General features: G+C 60.2%; 24 protein-coding genes. 2 read left to right on the top strand and 22 right to left on the bottom strand.

Annotation, left to right across the window (positions count from 1 at the left end; translation table 11 throughout):
- Window positions 1-18: 18 nt before the first annotated feature.
- Window positions 19-1,386: a preprotein translocase subunit SecY gene (gene secY / locus JJJ17_RS03125; RefSeq protein ID WP_200683702.1), complete on the bottom strand. Its 1,368-nt coding sequence runs from the start codon at window positions 1,384-1,386 to the stop codon at window positions 19-21.
- A gap of 107 nt (window positions 1,387-1,493) precedes the next feature.
- Window positions 1,494-1,970 carry a 50S ribosomal protein L15 gene (rplO, locus tag JJJ17_RS03120; RefSeq protein WP_200683701.1) on the bottom strand — a complete coding sequence of 159 codons (477 nt, stop codon included), beginning with the start codon at window positions 1,968-1,970 and terminating at the stop codon, window positions 1,494-1,496.
- A 269-nt stretch (window positions 1,971-2,239) separates the two neighbouring features.
- On the opposite strand from rplO, the gene JJJ17_RS03115 reads away from it, so the two are divergent.
- Window positions 2,240-2,869, top strand: a complete 630-nt coding sequence (locus JJJ17_RS03115) for a hypothetical protein (protein WP_200683700.1) — start codon at window positions 2,240-2,242, stop codon at window positions 2,867-2,869.
- Window positions 2,870-3,040: 171 nt separating this feature from the next.
- Entirely contained in the window at window positions 3,041-3,736 is a 696-nt protein-coding gene (locus JJJ17_RS03110; RefSeq protein ID WP_200683699.1) for a VPLPA-CTERM sorting domain-containing protein, read from the top strand.
- A 60-nt stretch (window positions 3,737-3,796) separates the two neighbouring features.
- Here JJJ17_RS03110 and JJJ17_RS03105 read toward each other — a convergent pair whose 3' ends face one another.
- The 20 genes from JJJ17_RS03105 to rplC form a co-directional block, all read right to left on the bottom strand.
- Complete coding sequence (locus JJJ17_RS03105; RefSeq protein WP_200683698.1) at window positions 3,797-4,489, bottom strand: DUF899 domain-containing protein; 693 nt, start codon at window positions 4,487-4,489, stop codon at window positions 3,797-3,799.
- A gap of 184 nt (window positions 4,490-4,673) precedes the next feature.
- Entirely contained in the window at window positions 4,674-4,862 is a 189-nt protein-coding gene (gene rpmD / locus JJJ17_RS03100; RefSeq protein ID WP_200683696.1) for a 50S ribosomal protein L30, read from the bottom strand.
- A gap of 12 nt (window positions 4,863-4,874) precedes the next feature.
- The gene (gene rpsE / locus JJJ17_RS03095) at window positions 4,875-5,444 is read right to left on the bottom strand and encodes a 30S ribosomal protein S5 (RefSeq protein ID WP_200683694.1); all 570 of its coding nucleotides are present in this window, start codon (window positions 5,442-5,444) and stop codon (window positions 4,875-4,877) included.
- Window positions 5,445-5,561: 117 nt separating this feature from the next.
- Complete coding sequence (gene rplR, locus JJJ17_RS03090) at window positions 5,562-5,921, bottom strand: 50S ribosomal protein L18 (RefSeq protein ID WP_200683692.1); 360 nt, start codon at window positions 5,919-5,921, stop codon at window positions 5,562-5,564.
- 11 nt (window positions 5,922-5,932) lie between these two features.
- A complete protein-coding gene (gene rplF, locus JJJ17_RS03085; protein WP_200683690.1) occupies window positions 5,933-6,466 on the bottom strand; it encodes a 50S ribosomal protein L6 in 534 nt (177 codons plus the stop codon).
- Between the two features lie 12 nt (window positions 6,467-6,478).
- Window positions 6,479-6,877, bottom strand: a complete 399-nt coding sequence (rpsH, locus tag JJJ17_RS03080; RefSeq protein WP_200683688.1) for a 30S ribosomal protein S8 — start codon at window positions 6,875-6,877, stop codon at window positions 6,479-6,481.
- Window positions 6,878-6,886: 9 nt separating this feature from the next.
- Complete coding sequence (gene rpsN / locus JJJ17_RS03075; protein WP_200683686.1) at window positions 6,887-7,192, bottom strand: 30S ribosomal protein S14; 306 nt, start codon at window positions 7,190-7,192, stop codon at window positions 6,887-6,889.
- A gap of 18 nt (window positions 7,193-7,210) precedes the next feature.
- On the bottom strand, window positions 7,211-7,771 hold the full coding sequence (gene rplE, locus JJJ17_RS03070; RefSeq protein ID WP_200683684.1) for a 50S ribosomal protein L5: 561 nt from the start codon (window positions 7,769-7,771) through the stop codon (window positions 7,211-7,213).
- Window positions 7,771-8,076: a 50S ribosomal protein L24 gene (gene rplX, locus JJJ17_RS03065; RefSeq protein ID WP_200683682.1), complete on the bottom strand. Its 306-nt coding sequence runs from the start codon at window positions 8,074-8,076 to the stop codon at window positions 7,771-7,773. The genes rplE and rplX overlap by 1 nt, the downstream gene beginning before the upstream one ends.
- Window positions 8,076-8,444, bottom strand: coding sequence for a 50S ribosomal protein L14 (rplN, locus tag JJJ17_RS03060; protein ID WP_090746457.1), 369 nt, complete (start codon window positions 8,442-8,444; stop codon window positions 8,076-8,078). Before rplN ends, rplX begins: the two co-directional genes overlap by 1 nt.
- Window positions 8,445-8,520: 76 nt before the next feature.
- The gene (rpsQ, locus tag JJJ17_RS03055) at window positions 8,521-8,766 is read right to left on the bottom strand and encodes a 30S ribosomal protein S17 (protein WP_200683681.1); all 246 of its coding nucleotides are present in this window, start codon (window positions 8,764-8,766) and stop codon (window positions 8,521-8,523) included.
- 12 nt (window positions 8,767-8,778) lie between these two features.
- Complete coding sequence (rpmC, locus tag JJJ17_RS03050) at window positions 8,779-8,985, bottom strand: 50S ribosomal protein L29 (RefSeq protein WP_200683680.1); 207 nt, start codon at window positions 8,983-8,985, stop codon at window positions 8,779-8,781.
- Between the two features lie 204 nt (window positions 8,986-9,189).
- Window positions 9,190-9,603 (bottom strand): 50S ribosomal protein L16, encoded by a 414-nt coding sequence (rplP, locus tag JJJ17_RS03045; RefSeq protein ID WP_200683679.1) that lies wholly within the window; start codon window positions 9,601-9,603, stop codon window positions 9,190-9,192.
- A gap of 11 nt (window positions 9,604-9,614) precedes the next feature.
- Window positions 9,615-10,331 (bottom strand): 30S ribosomal protein S3, encoded by a 717-nt coding sequence (gene rpsC / locus JJJ17_RS03040; RefSeq protein WP_200683678.1) that lies wholly within the window; start codon window positions 10,329-10,331, stop codon window positions 9,615-9,617.
- Window positions 10,331-10,711, bottom strand: coding sequence for a 50S ribosomal protein L22 (gene rplV, locus JJJ17_RS03035; protein WP_200683677.1), 381 nt, complete (start codon window positions 10,709-10,711; stop codon window positions 10,331-10,333). The genes rpsC and rplV overlap by 1 nt, the downstream gene beginning before the upstream one ends.
- A gap of 5 nt (window positions 10,712-10,716) precedes the next feature.
- Window positions 10,717-10,995 carry a 30S ribosomal protein S19 gene (gene rpsS, locus JJJ17_RS03030; protein ID WP_200683676.1) on the bottom strand — a complete coding sequence of 93 codons (279 nt, stop codon included), beginning with the start codon at window positions 10,993-10,995 and terminating at the stop codon, window positions 10,717-10,719.
- A gap of 3 nt (window positions 10,996-10,998) precedes the next feature.
- The gene (gene rplB, locus JJJ17_RS03025; RefSeq protein WP_200683675.1) at window positions 10,999-11,838 is read right to left on the bottom strand and encodes a 50S ribosomal protein L2; all 840 of its coding nucleotides are present in this window, start codon (window positions 11,836-11,838) and stop codon (window positions 10,999-11,001) included.
- A 94-nt stretch (window positions 11,839-11,932) separates the two neighbouring features.
- Window positions 11,933-12,229, bottom strand: coding sequence for a 50S ribosomal protein L23 (locus JJJ17_RS03020; protein ID WP_200683673.1), 297 nt, complete (start codon window positions 12,227-12,229; stop codon window positions 11,933-11,935).
- Window positions 12,226-12,846: a 50S ribosomal protein L4 gene (gene rplD, locus JJJ17_RS03015; protein WP_200683671.1), complete on the bottom strand. Its 621-nt coding sequence runs from the start codon at window positions 12,844-12,846 to the stop codon at window positions 12,226-12,228. Before rplD ends, JJJ17_RS03020 begins: the two co-directional genes overlap by 4 nt.
- Window positions 12,843-13,736, bottom strand: coding sequence for a 50S ribosomal protein L3 (gene rplC, locus JJJ17_RS03010; RefSeq protein ID WP_200683669.1), 894 nt, complete (start codon window positions 13,734-13,736; stop codon window positions 12,843-12,845). Before rplC ends, rplD begins: the two co-directional genes overlap by 4 nt.
- Window positions 13,737-13,739 lie beyond the last annotated feature (3 nt).

Here is a 13,739-nt window from a genome sequence, read left to right as displayed (position 1 = left end):
TCGTCTGTCAGTCCCGCATCAGCGGCGAGTCGGCGAGCGACGCGGCTTCGCGGTTCCCGGCTTACGCTTACCGCGAAGCTGAGATTTTTCGATCAGACCTTCGTATTGGTGCGCAAGCAAGTGGCTTTGCACCTGATTGATCGTGTCCATCGTCACGGAGACCACGATCAGCACCGAGGTTCCGCCAAAGTAGAACGGAATCGACCACTGGTGCCGCAGGATTTCCGGCAACAGACAGACAGCCGCAAGATAGGCCGAGCCGATAACCAGAATCCGGTTTACCACATAGTCCAGATATTCCTCGGTCCGTTTGCCCGGACGAATGCCCGGCACGAAACCGCCCTGATTCTTCAGGTTCTCCGCCACGTCGTCGGATTTGAAGCTGACATTGTGGGTATAGAAGAAGGTGAAGAAGACGATCATCGCCGCGAAGAACAGCAGGTAAAGCGGTTGCCCCGGCCCAAAATAAGCGAGGATGACCGACATGATCGGCCCGGTCTGACCGCCCGAGAAGGTCGAGATGGTGATCGGCAGCAGCAGCAGCGAGCTGGCAAAGATCGCCGGGATCACGCCCGCCGGGTTGACCTTGACCGGAAGATGCGACGACTGACCGTCATAGATCTTCATGCCAACCTGACGCCGGGGATACTGGATGCGAATCTTGCGAAGCGCGCGCTCCATGAAGACGACGAAGGTGATCACCGCGACGACCATCACGATAACGCCCAGCGTCAGCATCGTGGCGCCTTCCACAGCGCCCTGCGCAAGAAACTGCGCGATGTGCGTGGGTATTTCTGCGACGATCCCGACGAAGATGATCAGCGAGATACCGTTGCCGATGCCGCGTGCGGTGATCTGTTCACCCAGCCACATCAGGAACATGGTGCCGCCGACCAGCGTGATGACCACCGAGGCCTGGAAGAACAGCCCCGGATCATGCGCCAGACCGCCCGCCTCAAGGCTTTTCGCCAGACCGTAAGCCTGGAACAGCGCCAGTGCGACGGTGCCGTAGCGTGTGTATTGGTTGATCTTCTTGCGGCCCTGCTCGCCTTCTTTCTTCAACTGCTCCAGCGAAGGAACCATCGAAGTCAAAAGCTGAACGATGATCGAGGCCGAAATGTAGGGCATGATGCCAAGCGCGAACACACCCATCCGGCCAAGGGCACCGCCGGTGAACATCGAGAGAATCCCCCCGATGCCGGACTGCGCCTGCTCCATGAAGTTGCGAAGCGCGCCGCCGTCGATGCCGGGAACCGGAATATAGGTGCCCAGACGGTAAATGATCAGCAGCCCGATCGTGAACCAGATGCGCTGTTTAAGCTCGGTGGCCTTGCTGAATGCCCCCCACGAGAGGTTCGCGGCCATCTGTTCTGCGGCTGACGCCATATGTTTTCGTCCCGTGTCATGACAGCGCCGCCGACCCGTTTCCGGTTCCGGCGGCGCCAGGAAAACCTTTTCGCTATCTATGGGGCGCGCGCGCCCCGTTCAACAGCTTATTCCGCCACCTCAGCCACTGCCGGCAGCGACACCTTGCCGCCCGCCTTTTCGACGGCCTCGACAGCCGCTTTCGACGCGCCGGTCACGGCGATCGTCACCTTGGCTTTCAGTTCGCCCTTGGCCAGCAGACGGATACCGTCCAGCTTGCGGCGCACCAGACCCGATGCAACCAGCGCATCCTCGGTCACGTCGGCTTTGCCGTCCAGCTTGCCCGCGTCGATGAAGGTCTGGATCTGGCCCAGATTGACGACTGCGAAGGATTTTGCATTCGGCTTGGTAAAGCCACGCTTCGGCAGGCGGCGGTACAGCGGCATTTGGCCGCCTTCATAACCGTTCAGCGCCACACCCGAGCGGGATTTCTGACCTTTGATACCACGGCCGGCGGTTTTACCCTTGCCCGAGCCGGGACCACGCGCAACGCGCTTTTTCTTGCGGTTCGCGCCTTCGTTGTCGCGAATCTCATGCAGTTTCATATCGCTTCTCCTTGGCCGGACGCGCCCCCGAAGCGATGTGGGACGGACACGGCATTTCTTGCTTCATTGAGTCGGCCCCTGCAGGGGCACCCGCGGCGTATAAACGGAACGGTCCGACGGTTCAAGGGTCGCAGGGCCGCATCTGTGGCCTTATCCCGTGGCATTTTCGCCGCGCCCTGGCCCGTCACAATCTTCACAACCGGATGTGAATTGCCGTGCCGCCACCGCGCGCTATCACCGATAGGAGACACCCTCCCCGGATGACTAACATGCGACATCTTCTCGGCTTTCTTGGCGGCGCGATTTTTCTGGCAGCGGGCAGCACCGCGGTCGAGGCTGCTGATCCCGTTTTCTGCACCGCCCGCATCAGCGGCAAGGATGTCGCGCTGGCCTATGACCGCGACGAAGACGGACTCCGTGATCATTTCAGCATGCGCGAAATCGTCTTCACCCGATGGGGCCGCGACAACTGCCCCAGCTATGTGGTGCTGCGCAGCCTCACGCCGGAGCTGACCGACGAACAACGCACCCCGTTCTGCCTGCGCCACGATCAGGAATCGGATTCGATCATCGGCATCGATCTGGGCGAGCGTGATTCCTATGGCCGGTGCGAGCGTCCCTCGCGCAGTTTCTGCCAGCGCGTGAACCAGACCAAGAACGCCGCGGTCGCCATGACCGGCGCAGCGGCGCGCGGCACGGTTCGCGGCCTGCAGGCGCTGCCCGACGGATCGGGCGCGGTGATCATCAGTGGATCGAGCGGTTATATCTCTGGCGCGCTCAGCTCGATCGGCGGCGCGGCGGCAACCGTCGCAGCCTCCCCTGTCCTCGCCGCAGGAGCGGCAGTCAGCGTCGTCGCAGTCGGCGGCACCGTCTATGCCTGCCGCGAGAGCGATGGATAGCGCCGCCGCACAAAACTCACATCCTTAAGTTGCGTCAAAACCGGGCGCACAATCGGCGACCTGAGCAAGCACGATATTTCAGTTATATGCGAATTTTTCGTTTTGTCGGCAGAGCCTATGGGTGTAGCGCTCCGTTAATGTTTTACCTGTAAAAAGTGAATGGAGACCCGAATGAAAAGCTTGAAGACTGCGGCTTTCGCAGTCGGTTTTGCGCTCGCGGCCAGCACCACCGCAATGGCCGCGACCCTGATCGATAATTCGACCCAAGGTTACTATAACAACGGCATCGGCACCTCGCTGGACGGGACCAACCCGTTCGGCGGCAACTTCATGTTCCCGCTTGCCAATGTCAGCGGCGGCGATCCCAGCCTCGACATCCCGGCCGGAAACGAGCCTGATCTGTCCTCGGCTTCGGCCGCACTTGGCGACTGGTTGAGCAACCCGGCTGCTCCGGGCGGCACATGGTCGGCAGGCCCTGTTGCGATCCCGACATCATGGACGATCAACGACGAAACCGCGATCATCTACACGCTGGACGGCGGCGCGGGCGGCCTGAGCAATGTCAACGCCTCGTTTGGCGTCGATAACGGCCTGTTCGTCTGGCTGAACGGCACTTTCCTTGGCGGTCATCTGCGTCCGGGCAGTGCGATCCCGGGTGAGTTCAGCCTGTCGCTGGGCGATCTCGGTTCGGGTCTCCACTACCTGCAGATCCTGCGCGAAGATCACGGCGGCGCTTCGGGTTACACTGTCGATGTGACCGGCGACCTGAATCAACCTGCTCCGGTTCCGCTGCCGGCATCGGGCCTGTTGTTGCTTGCTGCCGCAGCCGGTCTGTCCGCGCTGCGTCGTCGTAAGAACGCGAACTGATTTGCTCGATGCGTCCCGGCAAAGTCCGGGGCGCATCGCCTTCATGGGCTGCGACCTCTGCTATTCGTAGCGGTCATGGTGACGCAGCCACCCCATTCCACTGGTCTCATTGCGACCCTTCGGCGCAAGGTCGAGCATTGCGTAGGTTCCCATCATCACCTCTACACCGCGGCCATAGGTGGAATAAGTGTGGAACACCTCGCCGGATTCGTCCTTGACGAAAGCGCTGATGCCCGGCCATTCCTCGCCAGTCTCATCCCATTGCCCGAAATTGTAGTCGATCTTGCCGCTCTCGATCTCCTGAGGCGTGAAGCTGACCCGGAAATCATGATTGAACGGGCTTCCGTTCGACGACACCCACGTGAATTGCCATCCCATGCGGCGGCGAAAAGGCTCGATCTCTTCCAGCGTCGCCCGAGAGATGGCGACCATCGTCACATCGTGATGCGCCAGATGCAGATTCATGCCATCGAAATGGTCGGCCATGAAAGAACAGCTTGGGCAACCCTGCTTCCATCCGGGGCCAAACATGAAATGCTGCACCAGTAGCTGTGATCGCCCTTCGAAAAGATCCGACAGACTTCGTGGCCCGTCCAGAGTGTCGAAGACATATTCTTTTTCAACCTTCACCCATGGCAGCGCCAACCGCTGTCTGGTGATCTTGTCGCGCTGATGGGTCAGCTCTTTCTCGGCGGCAAGAAGCGCCCGTCGCGCCGTAAGCCAATCCTCGCGCGAGACCACAGGATGTTGCATTCCGCACCTCCTCAGATTTGACGGTGTTTCAATGCGGGAAGCGCAAGGGAAAAATCACCGCCATCGCGAGGGCCAACACCGGGTAAGCCGGGTGGTTCCCGATCCTGAACGTGACGGGCATTCTGAAAACGAAAAACGCCCCGGATTTCTCCGGGGCGTGCAATCGGTCCGATCCTTGAAAGGATCAGTTCTTTTCTTCGATGATGGTCACCAGATGCGAGATCTTGTTGACCATGCCGCGCACGGCCGGAGTATCTTCCAGCTCGCGGGTGCGGTTCATCTTGTTCAGGCCCAGGCCTTTCAGCGTCTCACGCTGGATGGCGGGGCGGCGGATCGGCGAGCCGATCTGCTTCACGACGATGGTTTTTGCCATGTCCCGGTCTCCTTACGCTTCTACGGCTTCAGCAGCCGCGCGCTTGTTGTCCTGCGGCAAGATGTCGGCCACTTTCTTGCCGCGACGCTGCGCGACCGAACGGGGGCTCGATTCCTTTTTCAGACCGTCCAGAGTGGCGCGGATCATGTTGTAGGGGTTTTGCGACCCCTGCGACTTGGCCACGACGTCCTGAACGCCCAGCATTTCGAAAACGGCACGCATCGGACCACCGGCGATGATCCCGGTCCCCGGAACGGCGGTGCGCATGATCACTTTGCCGGCGCCATGACGGCCCTCGACATCGTGGTGCAGCGTCCGGCCATCGCGCAGAGCCACGCGAACCATGTTGCGCTTGGCTTGTTCAGTCGCCTTGCGGATCGCCTCGGGGACCTCTTTGGCCTTACCCTTGCCGAAGCCCACACGGCCACGCTGATCGCCGACAACGACCAAAGCGGCGAAGCCAAAGCGCTTACCACCTTTGACGGTTTTCGACACGCGGTTGATCGCAACCAAGCGATCGGCGAATTCCGGGGTTTCTTCGCGCTCTTCGCGGCGACCCCGGCGGTTTTCACGTTCTGCCATAAGGCATTCCTTCTACGGTGGCGCACGACTGGCGCCGATTGGTCCAATCCTGGTGGGCGCCCGAAAAATCGGACAGCCCCCGGATCATCGGGACGGCGAGAACGCCGTCCTCCTTCATCAGAACTTCAGGCCACCTTCGCGGGCAGCGTCGGCCAAGGCTTTGACCTTGCCGTGGAACAGGAAACCGCCGCGGTCGAAGACGACTTCTTCCACACCGGCTTTCTTCGCACGCTCGGCGATAGCTGCACCGATTTTGGCAGCAGCCTCGACGTTGTTCTTGCCCACGACGCCGAAATCCTTCTCCAGCGTGCTGGCCGAAGCCAGGGTCACGCCGTTCAGATCGTCGATGACCTGAACCGAGATGTTCTTCGACGAACGGTGAACCGACATGCGCGGACGGCCATTCGACATCGCCCGCAATTTGTTCCGTACGCGCAGGCGGCGCTTCTGGAACAGCTCTTGCTTTTTCAGTGCCATTTCTGCGCCCCTTACTTCTTCTTGCCTTCCTTGCGGAAGACGAATTCACCCTTGTAGCGGATGCCCTTGCCCTTATAGGGCTCGGGGCGGCGCCACTCGCGGATATTCGCGGCCACCTGACCAACAAGCTGCTGGTCGATGCCTTCCACAACGATTTCGGTCTGCTTCGGCGAAGTGATCGTGACGCCTTCCGGGGTCTCGAAGTTCACTTCGTGGCTGTAGCCCAGTTGCAGTTTCAGGGTCTTGCCCTGCATTGCAGCGCGGTAACCCACGCCCTGGATTTCCAGTTCTTTCTTGAAGCCTTCCGACACGCCGACCGTCAGGTTCTCGACCATCGAGCGGGTCATGCCCCACTGCTGGCGAGCACGCTTCGAGGCGCCGCGCGGTTTCACCGTGACCGTACCCTCTTCCACCAACAGATCGACATCGTCCGTTGCGGTGAAGCTGCGGGTGCCTTTCGGACCCTTCACTTCGATGGTCTGGCCTTTGACTTCAGCCGTCACGCCCTTGGGCAGAGCGACCGGCTTTTTACCAATCCGAGACATCTGCTGCCCTCCTTAGAACACGGTGCAGAGGACTTCGCCGCCAACATTGGCATTGCGAGCCGCTGCATCCGACATGACGCCTTTCGGAGTCGACACGATCGAAACGCCCAGACCCTGACGGACCTGCGGGATTTCCTTGGCGCCGGCGTAAACGCGGCGGCCAGGCTTCGAAACGCGCGACAGTTCCCGGATCACCGGGGCGCCATCGTGATACTTCAGACCGATTTCCAGCTCGTTATGGCCAGCATCGGTGGTGACTTCTTCATAGCCGCGGATGTAACCTTCGGCTTTCAGCACATCCAGAACCCAAGCACGCAGCTTCGAGGACGGGGTGCGAACGGTCGATTTGCCGCGCATCTGCGCATTGCGGATGCGGGTCAGCATATCGCCGAGAGGATCGTTCATATTCATAATGCCCCCTTACCAGCTGGACTTGACCAGGCCGGGGATCTGACCGTGCGAGCCCAGCTCGCGCAGCATGATCCGCGACAGTTTCAGTTTGCGGTAATACGCATGCGGACGACCGGTCAGTTGGCACCGGTTGTGCAGGCGCGTTTCCGACGAATTGCGCGGCAGTTTGGCCAGCTTCAGCGTAGCCTTGAACCGCTCTTCCATCGGACGGGACTGGTCTTTGACGATTTCGTTCAGCTCAGCACGCTTTGCAGCGAATTTCTGAACCAGACGTTCGCGCTTCTTCTCGCGCTCGACCATGGATTTTTTAGCCATATCTTCTTCCCTCCGCGATCAGCTGTTGAACGGCATGTTGAAATGCTTCAACAGCGACTTCGCTTCCGCGTCGGTCTTCGCGTTGGTGCAGATGATGATGTCCATCCCCAGAACTTCGTCGACCTTGTCGAAGTTGATCTCCGGGAAAACGATGTGCTCTTTCAGGCCCATGGCATAGTTGCCACGACCGTCGAAAGAAGAGCCCTTGACGCCGCGGAAGTCGCGGACGCGGGGCAGAGCCACGTTGATCAGGCGGTCCAGGAATTCGTACATCCGGTCGCCACGCAGGGTCACCTTGGTGCCGAGCGGCATTTCCTCGCGAACGCGGAAACCTGCGATCGAGTTCTTGGCTTTGGTGATGACAGCCTTCTGACCGGCGATCAGCGACAGCTCTTCAGCGCCCTGTTTCACCTTCTTGGTGTCTTTCACGGCTTCGCCGATGCCCATGTTCAGGACGATCTTGTCCAGACGCGGGATCTGCATGTCGTTCTTATAGCCGAACTCTTCCTTCATCGCAGCGCGAATGACTTCGCGGTACTGCGCCTTCAGGCGAGGAGTGTATTTGGTTGCGTCCAGCATCAGATCACGTCTCCCGTGGTCTTGGCGAAACGGACCTTCTTGCCCTCTTCCTCGCGGAAGCCGACGCGGGTCGCTTTGCCGTTCTTGTCCAGCAGCGCGAGGTTCGACAGGTCGATCGGCATCGCTTTCGGGATGCGGCCGCCCTGGCTGTTCTGGGTCTGGCGCTGGTGACGGATCGCGATATTGATGCCATCAACGACTGCCTTGTTCTCTTTCGGGAACACGGACGTGATTTCGCCCTGCTTGCCCTTGTCCTTGCCGGCAAGGACGACGACCTTGTCGCCTTTTTTCAGCTTGGCAGCCATTACAGCACCTCCGGAGCAAGCGAGATGATCTTCATGAAGTTCTTCGCACGCAGCTCGCGCACGACCGGCCCGAAGATACGGGTCCCGACCGGCTCACCCTGGTTGTTCAGGATGACGGCAGCATTGCGGTCGAAGCGGATCGAAGTGCCGTCTTCACGGGTGACTTCTTTTGCGGTGCGGACGACTACGGCCTTGCGGACGTCGCCTTTCTTGACCCGGCCCCGCGGGATGGCTTCCTTGACGGACACGACAATAATGTCGCCCACCGACGCATAGCGACGGTGCGAACCACCCAGGACCTTGATGCACTGAACCCGGCGAGCGCCGGAGTTGTCAGCAACATCCAGATTGGTCTGCATCTGGATCATTTGGTTTCTCCCGACCTTTGGGGACCGGCCAATCCGGCCCCAGGGTTTCGATCATTTCTGATCTGTGATGAAGGACTTATGCCGAAGCGGCTTCGTCCGTCAGGACAGTCCAGCGTTTCGTTTTCGAGATCGGCGCACATTCGATGATACGAACGGTATCGCCAACCTTGAACTGGTTCTCCGCGTCATGGGCGCGGTATTTCTTCGACGAGCGAACAATCTTGTGCAGCACCGGGTGTTTGAAGCGACGCTCGACCAGAACGGTGACGGTCTGTTCGTTTTTGTCGCTGGTCACGCGGCCTTGCAGGATGCGTTTAGGCATGGGCCGGGCTCCTTAGTTCGATGCTGCGGCTTCTGCCGCTTTCTGGTTCAGAATGGTCTTCACGCGGGCGACGTCACGACGGACGCTGCGCATACGTGCAGTGCCTTCCAACTGGCCGGTGGCCTGCTGGAAACGCAGATTGAAGGCTTCTTTCTTCAGCGCGACGAGTTGATCTTTCAACTGGTCAGGCGTTTTCGAACGCAAGTCTTGCGCATCCATTGCGCTATTCCTTTCAACATCACCGGAGAGCCCCTGCTTCACAGGGCCACCCTGATTCCGGTGGAGTTTCGTGATGAAGGCCTGCCCATACAGGCGAAGCCGGGTCTTTGCAAGCCCCTTTCCCGCGTAACGGGAGAAAGGGCAAACCCCGCCAGTTTCCCGGCGGGGTCTATTCCGTAGCGCGGGCTTTCAGCCCACCGCCTCTTACCAGTCTTCGCGCGCGACGATGCGGGTCAGAACCGGCAGCTTCTGCGCGCCAAGGCGCAGCGCTTCACGTGCGATTTCGTCGGACACGCCGTCGATCTCGAACATGATGCGGCCCGGATGGACGCGGGCAGCCCAGAAATCGACCGAGCCCTTACCTTTACCCATACGGACTTCGGTAGGTTTCGACGAGACCGGAACGTCCGGGAAAATCCGGATCCAGACCCGGCCCTGACGTTTCATATGGCGGGTGATCGCGCGGCGAGCCGCTTCGATCTGGCGGGCCGTCACACGCTCAGGCTCGGTCGCCTTCAGCGCATACGAGCCGAAGTTCAGGGCGAAACCGCCCTTGGCTTCGCCGTGGATGCGGCCCTTGTGCTGTTTGCGGAACTTGGTCCGTTTCGGTTGCAGCATTGCTCTTCTCCTTAGCGCGCGTCGCGGTCACGGCGCGGACCACGCGGAGCCGGACCATCCTGCGCCTCGGCGGCCTTACGGTCGCGGGCTTGGGGGTCATGCTCCATGATCTCGCCTTTGAAGATCCACACCTTCACCCCGATGATCCCGTAAGGGGTCGAGGCTTCGGCCAGCGCATAGTCGATATCGGCGCGAAGCGTGTGCAGCGGCACACGGCCTTCACGATACCATTCGGTGCGGGCGATCTCGGCGCCGCCAAGGCGACCCGACACGTTCACACGAATACCCAGTGCGCCCATACGCATCGCGTTCTGAACCGCACGCTTCATGGCGCGGCGGAACGAAACCCGACGCTCAAGCTGCTGAGCGATCGATTCGGCGACCAGTGCTGCATCGACTTCGGGCTTGCGCACTTCGACGATGTTCAGGTGCAATTCGCTGCTGGTGAAATTCGCCAGCTTCTTGCGCAGCACTTCGATATCGGCGCCTTTTTTGCCGATGATGACGCCCGGACGCGCTGCGTGAATGGTCACGCGGCACTTTTTGTGCGGACGCTCGATGATGACGCGGCTGATGCCGGCCTGTTTGGCCTCTTTCTTGATGAAGTCCCGGATTTTCAGGTCTTCAAGAAGCAGATTGCCATAGTCTTTGTCGTCGGCGTACCAGCGGCTGTCCCAGGTGCGGTTGACCTGCAGGCGCATCCCGATCGGATTGACCTTCTGACCCATTACGCTTGCTCCTCGACTTGGCGCACCTTGATGGTGATTTCCGAAAACGGCTTCATGATCTTGCCATAACGGCCACGCGCCCGCGGACGGCCACGCTTCATCACCAGGTTTTTGCCAACCCATGCCTCGGCGACGATCAGGCTGTCGACGTCGAGATTGTGGTTGTTCTCGGCATTGGCGATCGCCGATTGCAGGCACTTCTTCACGTCACCGGCGATACGCTTGTGCGAGAAGGTCAGATCGGCCAGAGCGCGATCGACTTTCTTGCCGCGGATCAGTTGCGCGACGAGGTTCAGTTTCTGCGGCGACACGCGAAGCATCTTGATCTTCGCGAAAGCCTCGTTATCCGCCACGCGGCGCGGATTCTGTTCCTTACCCATGACGATTACTTCCTCTTGGCTTTCTTGTCCGCCGCATGACCGTAATAGGTCCGGGTGGGCGAATATTCACCGAATTTCTGACCGATCATCTCTTCGGAGACGTTCACCGGGATATGCTTGTGCCCGTTGTAAACACCAAAGGTGAGGCCGACAAATTGCGGCAGGATGGTCGAACGACGCGACCAGATCTTGATAACGTCGGATTTCCCCGACTCACGGGCTTTTTCCGCTTTCTTGAGCACATAGGCGTCAACAAAGGGGCCCTTCCAGATAGAACGTGCCATGGATTAACGCCCCTTCTTCTTCGCGTGACGCGACCGCAGGATATACTTGTCGGTCGCCTTGTTGCTGCGGGTCTTCTTGCCCTTGGTGTCTTTACCCCAAGGCGTGACCGGCGTGCGGCCACCAGAAGTCCGGCCCTCACCACCACCATGCGGGTGATCGATCGGGTTCATCGCAACACCGCGAACGCTCGGGCGGATGCCCTTATGGCGGTTACGGCCAGCTTTACCAAGGTTCTGGTTCGAATGGTCGGCGTTCGACACGGCACCGATGGTTGCCATGCATTCCTGACGGACCAGACGCAGTTCACCCGAGGACAGGCGGATCTGGGCGTAGCCACCATCGCGACCGACGAACTGGGCATAGGTGCCAGCCGAACGGGCGATCTGACCGCCTTTACCGGCTTTCAGCTCGACGTTGTGAACGATCGTGCCAATCGGCATGCCGCTGAAGGGCATCGCGTTACCGGGCTTCACGTCAACTTTGGAACCGGCAACGACCTTGTCGCCAACTGCCAGACGCTGCGGCGCAAGGATATAAGCCTGCTCGCCGTCTTCGTATTTCACCAGCGCGATGAAAGCGGTGCGGTTGGGATCGTATTCGATCCGCTCGACCGTGGCGGCCACGTCGAATTTGTTACGCTTGAAATCGACGATGCGATACAGGCGCTTTGCCCCGCCGCCTTTGCGGCGCATGGTGATCCGTCCGGTGTTGTTCCGACCGCCTTTCTTGGTCAACCCCTCGGTGAGGGACTTGACCGGGCGACCTTTCCAAAGCTCCGAACGGTCGATCAGAACCAGCCCGCGCTGGCCAGGCGTCGTCGGTTTATACGACTTCAATGCCATCTTTCTGTCTTCCGTTGCTTTGGACCGAGATAGGTCCGTTTCGTCAAAAGATCAGCGGCCCCGGTCGCCCGAGGCCGCAGATTCGTGCCTGCTATCAGAGTCCGGTGGACACGTCGATAGAGTTACCCTCGACGAGGGTGACATAGGCTTTCTTCACATCGCTACGGCGGCCAAGCTGGCCTTTGAAGCGTTTCTGTTTGCCTTTGGTGATGGTCGTGTTCACGGCCTTCACCTTCACACCGAACAGAGCCTCAACCGCTTCTTTGATCTGCGGCTTGCTGGCGTCTTTGGCGACCTGGAACACAACGCCGTTGTTTTCCGAAGTCATGGTCGCTTTTTCAGTGATGATCGGCTTTACGATCACGTCGTAATGTTCAGCTTTCGCGCTCATTTCAGGCGAGCCTCCAGAGCTTCGACACCGGCTTTCGTGATCACCAGCGTGTCACGCTTCAGGATGTCATAGACGTTGGCGCCGATGGACGGCAGGATGTCCACGCCTTCCAGGTTGCGGGCGGCACGGGCGAAGCCTTCATTCACTTCGGCACCGTCGATCACCAGCACGCGCTTCCAGCCGTTTTCCTTGACGGCTTTGGCGACGGCCGAGGTCTTGGCATCGGCGAGGTTCAGATCCTCGACGATCACCAGCTCACCAGCGGTTGCCTTGGCGGACAGGGCGTGACGCAGGCCCAGAGCGCGCACTTTCTTCGGAAGATCGAAGGCGTGCGAACGCGGGGTCGGGCCTTTATAGACACCACCGTGACGGAAGGTCGGCGCCTTGCGGGAACCGTGACGAGCGCCGCCGGTGCCTTTCTGGCGATAGATCTTCTTGGTCGAGTAGCTGACGTCCGACTTGCCCAGCACCGAGTGGGTGCCCTGCTGCGCCTTGGCGCGCTGCCAGCGAACGACGCGCTGCAGGATGTCGCCGCGAGGCTCCAACCCGAAGATCTCGTCTGCCAGCTCGATCGACCCGGCTTTACCGGAATCCAGCTTGATCACATCGAGTTTCATTCTTTGTCTCCTTCGGGCGCAGCGTCGCCTTCAGCAGACGGCGTGGCGTTCGGATCAGCTTCAGCCTTGTCGGCAGCGATCTGAGCTTCGGCCTCTGCCAGCGCAGCAGCCTCTTGCTCGGCAGCCAGACGGGCGGCTTCTTCGCGGGCGGCTTCTTCCTCGGCAGCGGCCGCAGCGGCAGCTTCCTCGGCCAGACGCTTGGCTTCCGCAGCGGCGGAACGCAGAGCGGCCGGATAGATCACATTCTCGGGCGTCACTTTTTTGACGGCATCCTTGATCGTGACCCAACCACCTTTCGAGCCGGGAACCGAGCCCTTGACCATGATCAGGCCACGGTCGGCATCGGTGCGCACGACTTGCAGGTTCTGCGTGGTGACGCGAACGGCACCCAGATGACCTGCCATTTTCTTGCCTTTGAACACCTTGCCGGGGTCCTGGCACTGGCCGGTCGAACCGTGCGAGCGGTGGCTGATCGACACACCGTGCGAGGCGCGCAGACCACCAAAGTTGTGGCGCTTCATGGCACCGGCAAAACCTTTACCGATCGAGGTGCCGGCGATGTCCACGAACTGACCAGCAAAGTAGTGGTCGGCAGTGATTTCTTCACCGATCTTGATCAGGTTTTCCTCGGCAACGCGGAATTCCGCGATCTTGCGCTTGGGAGCGACCGAAGCCTTGGCAAAGTGACCGCGCATTGCGGCGGTCGTGCGCTTGGCTTTGGCTTCACCGGCGCCCAACTGGACGGCGGTATAGCCGTCACGATCGGCGGTGCGCTGATCGACGACTTGCAGGTTGTCCAGTTGCAGGACGGTCACCGGAACCTGACGGCCATCCTCAAGGAACAGCCGGGTCATGCCCAGTTTCTTGGCGATAACACCAGTACGCAGCATGTC

It is taken from the genome of Paracoccus caeni (assembly GCF_016629665.1).
Taxonomy (GTDB): Bacteria; Pseudomonadota; Alphaproteobacteria; order Rhodobacterales; family Rhodobacteraceae; genus Paracoccus; species Paracoccus caeni.
This window is presented reverse-complemented; position numbering and strand designations above follow the sequence as displayed.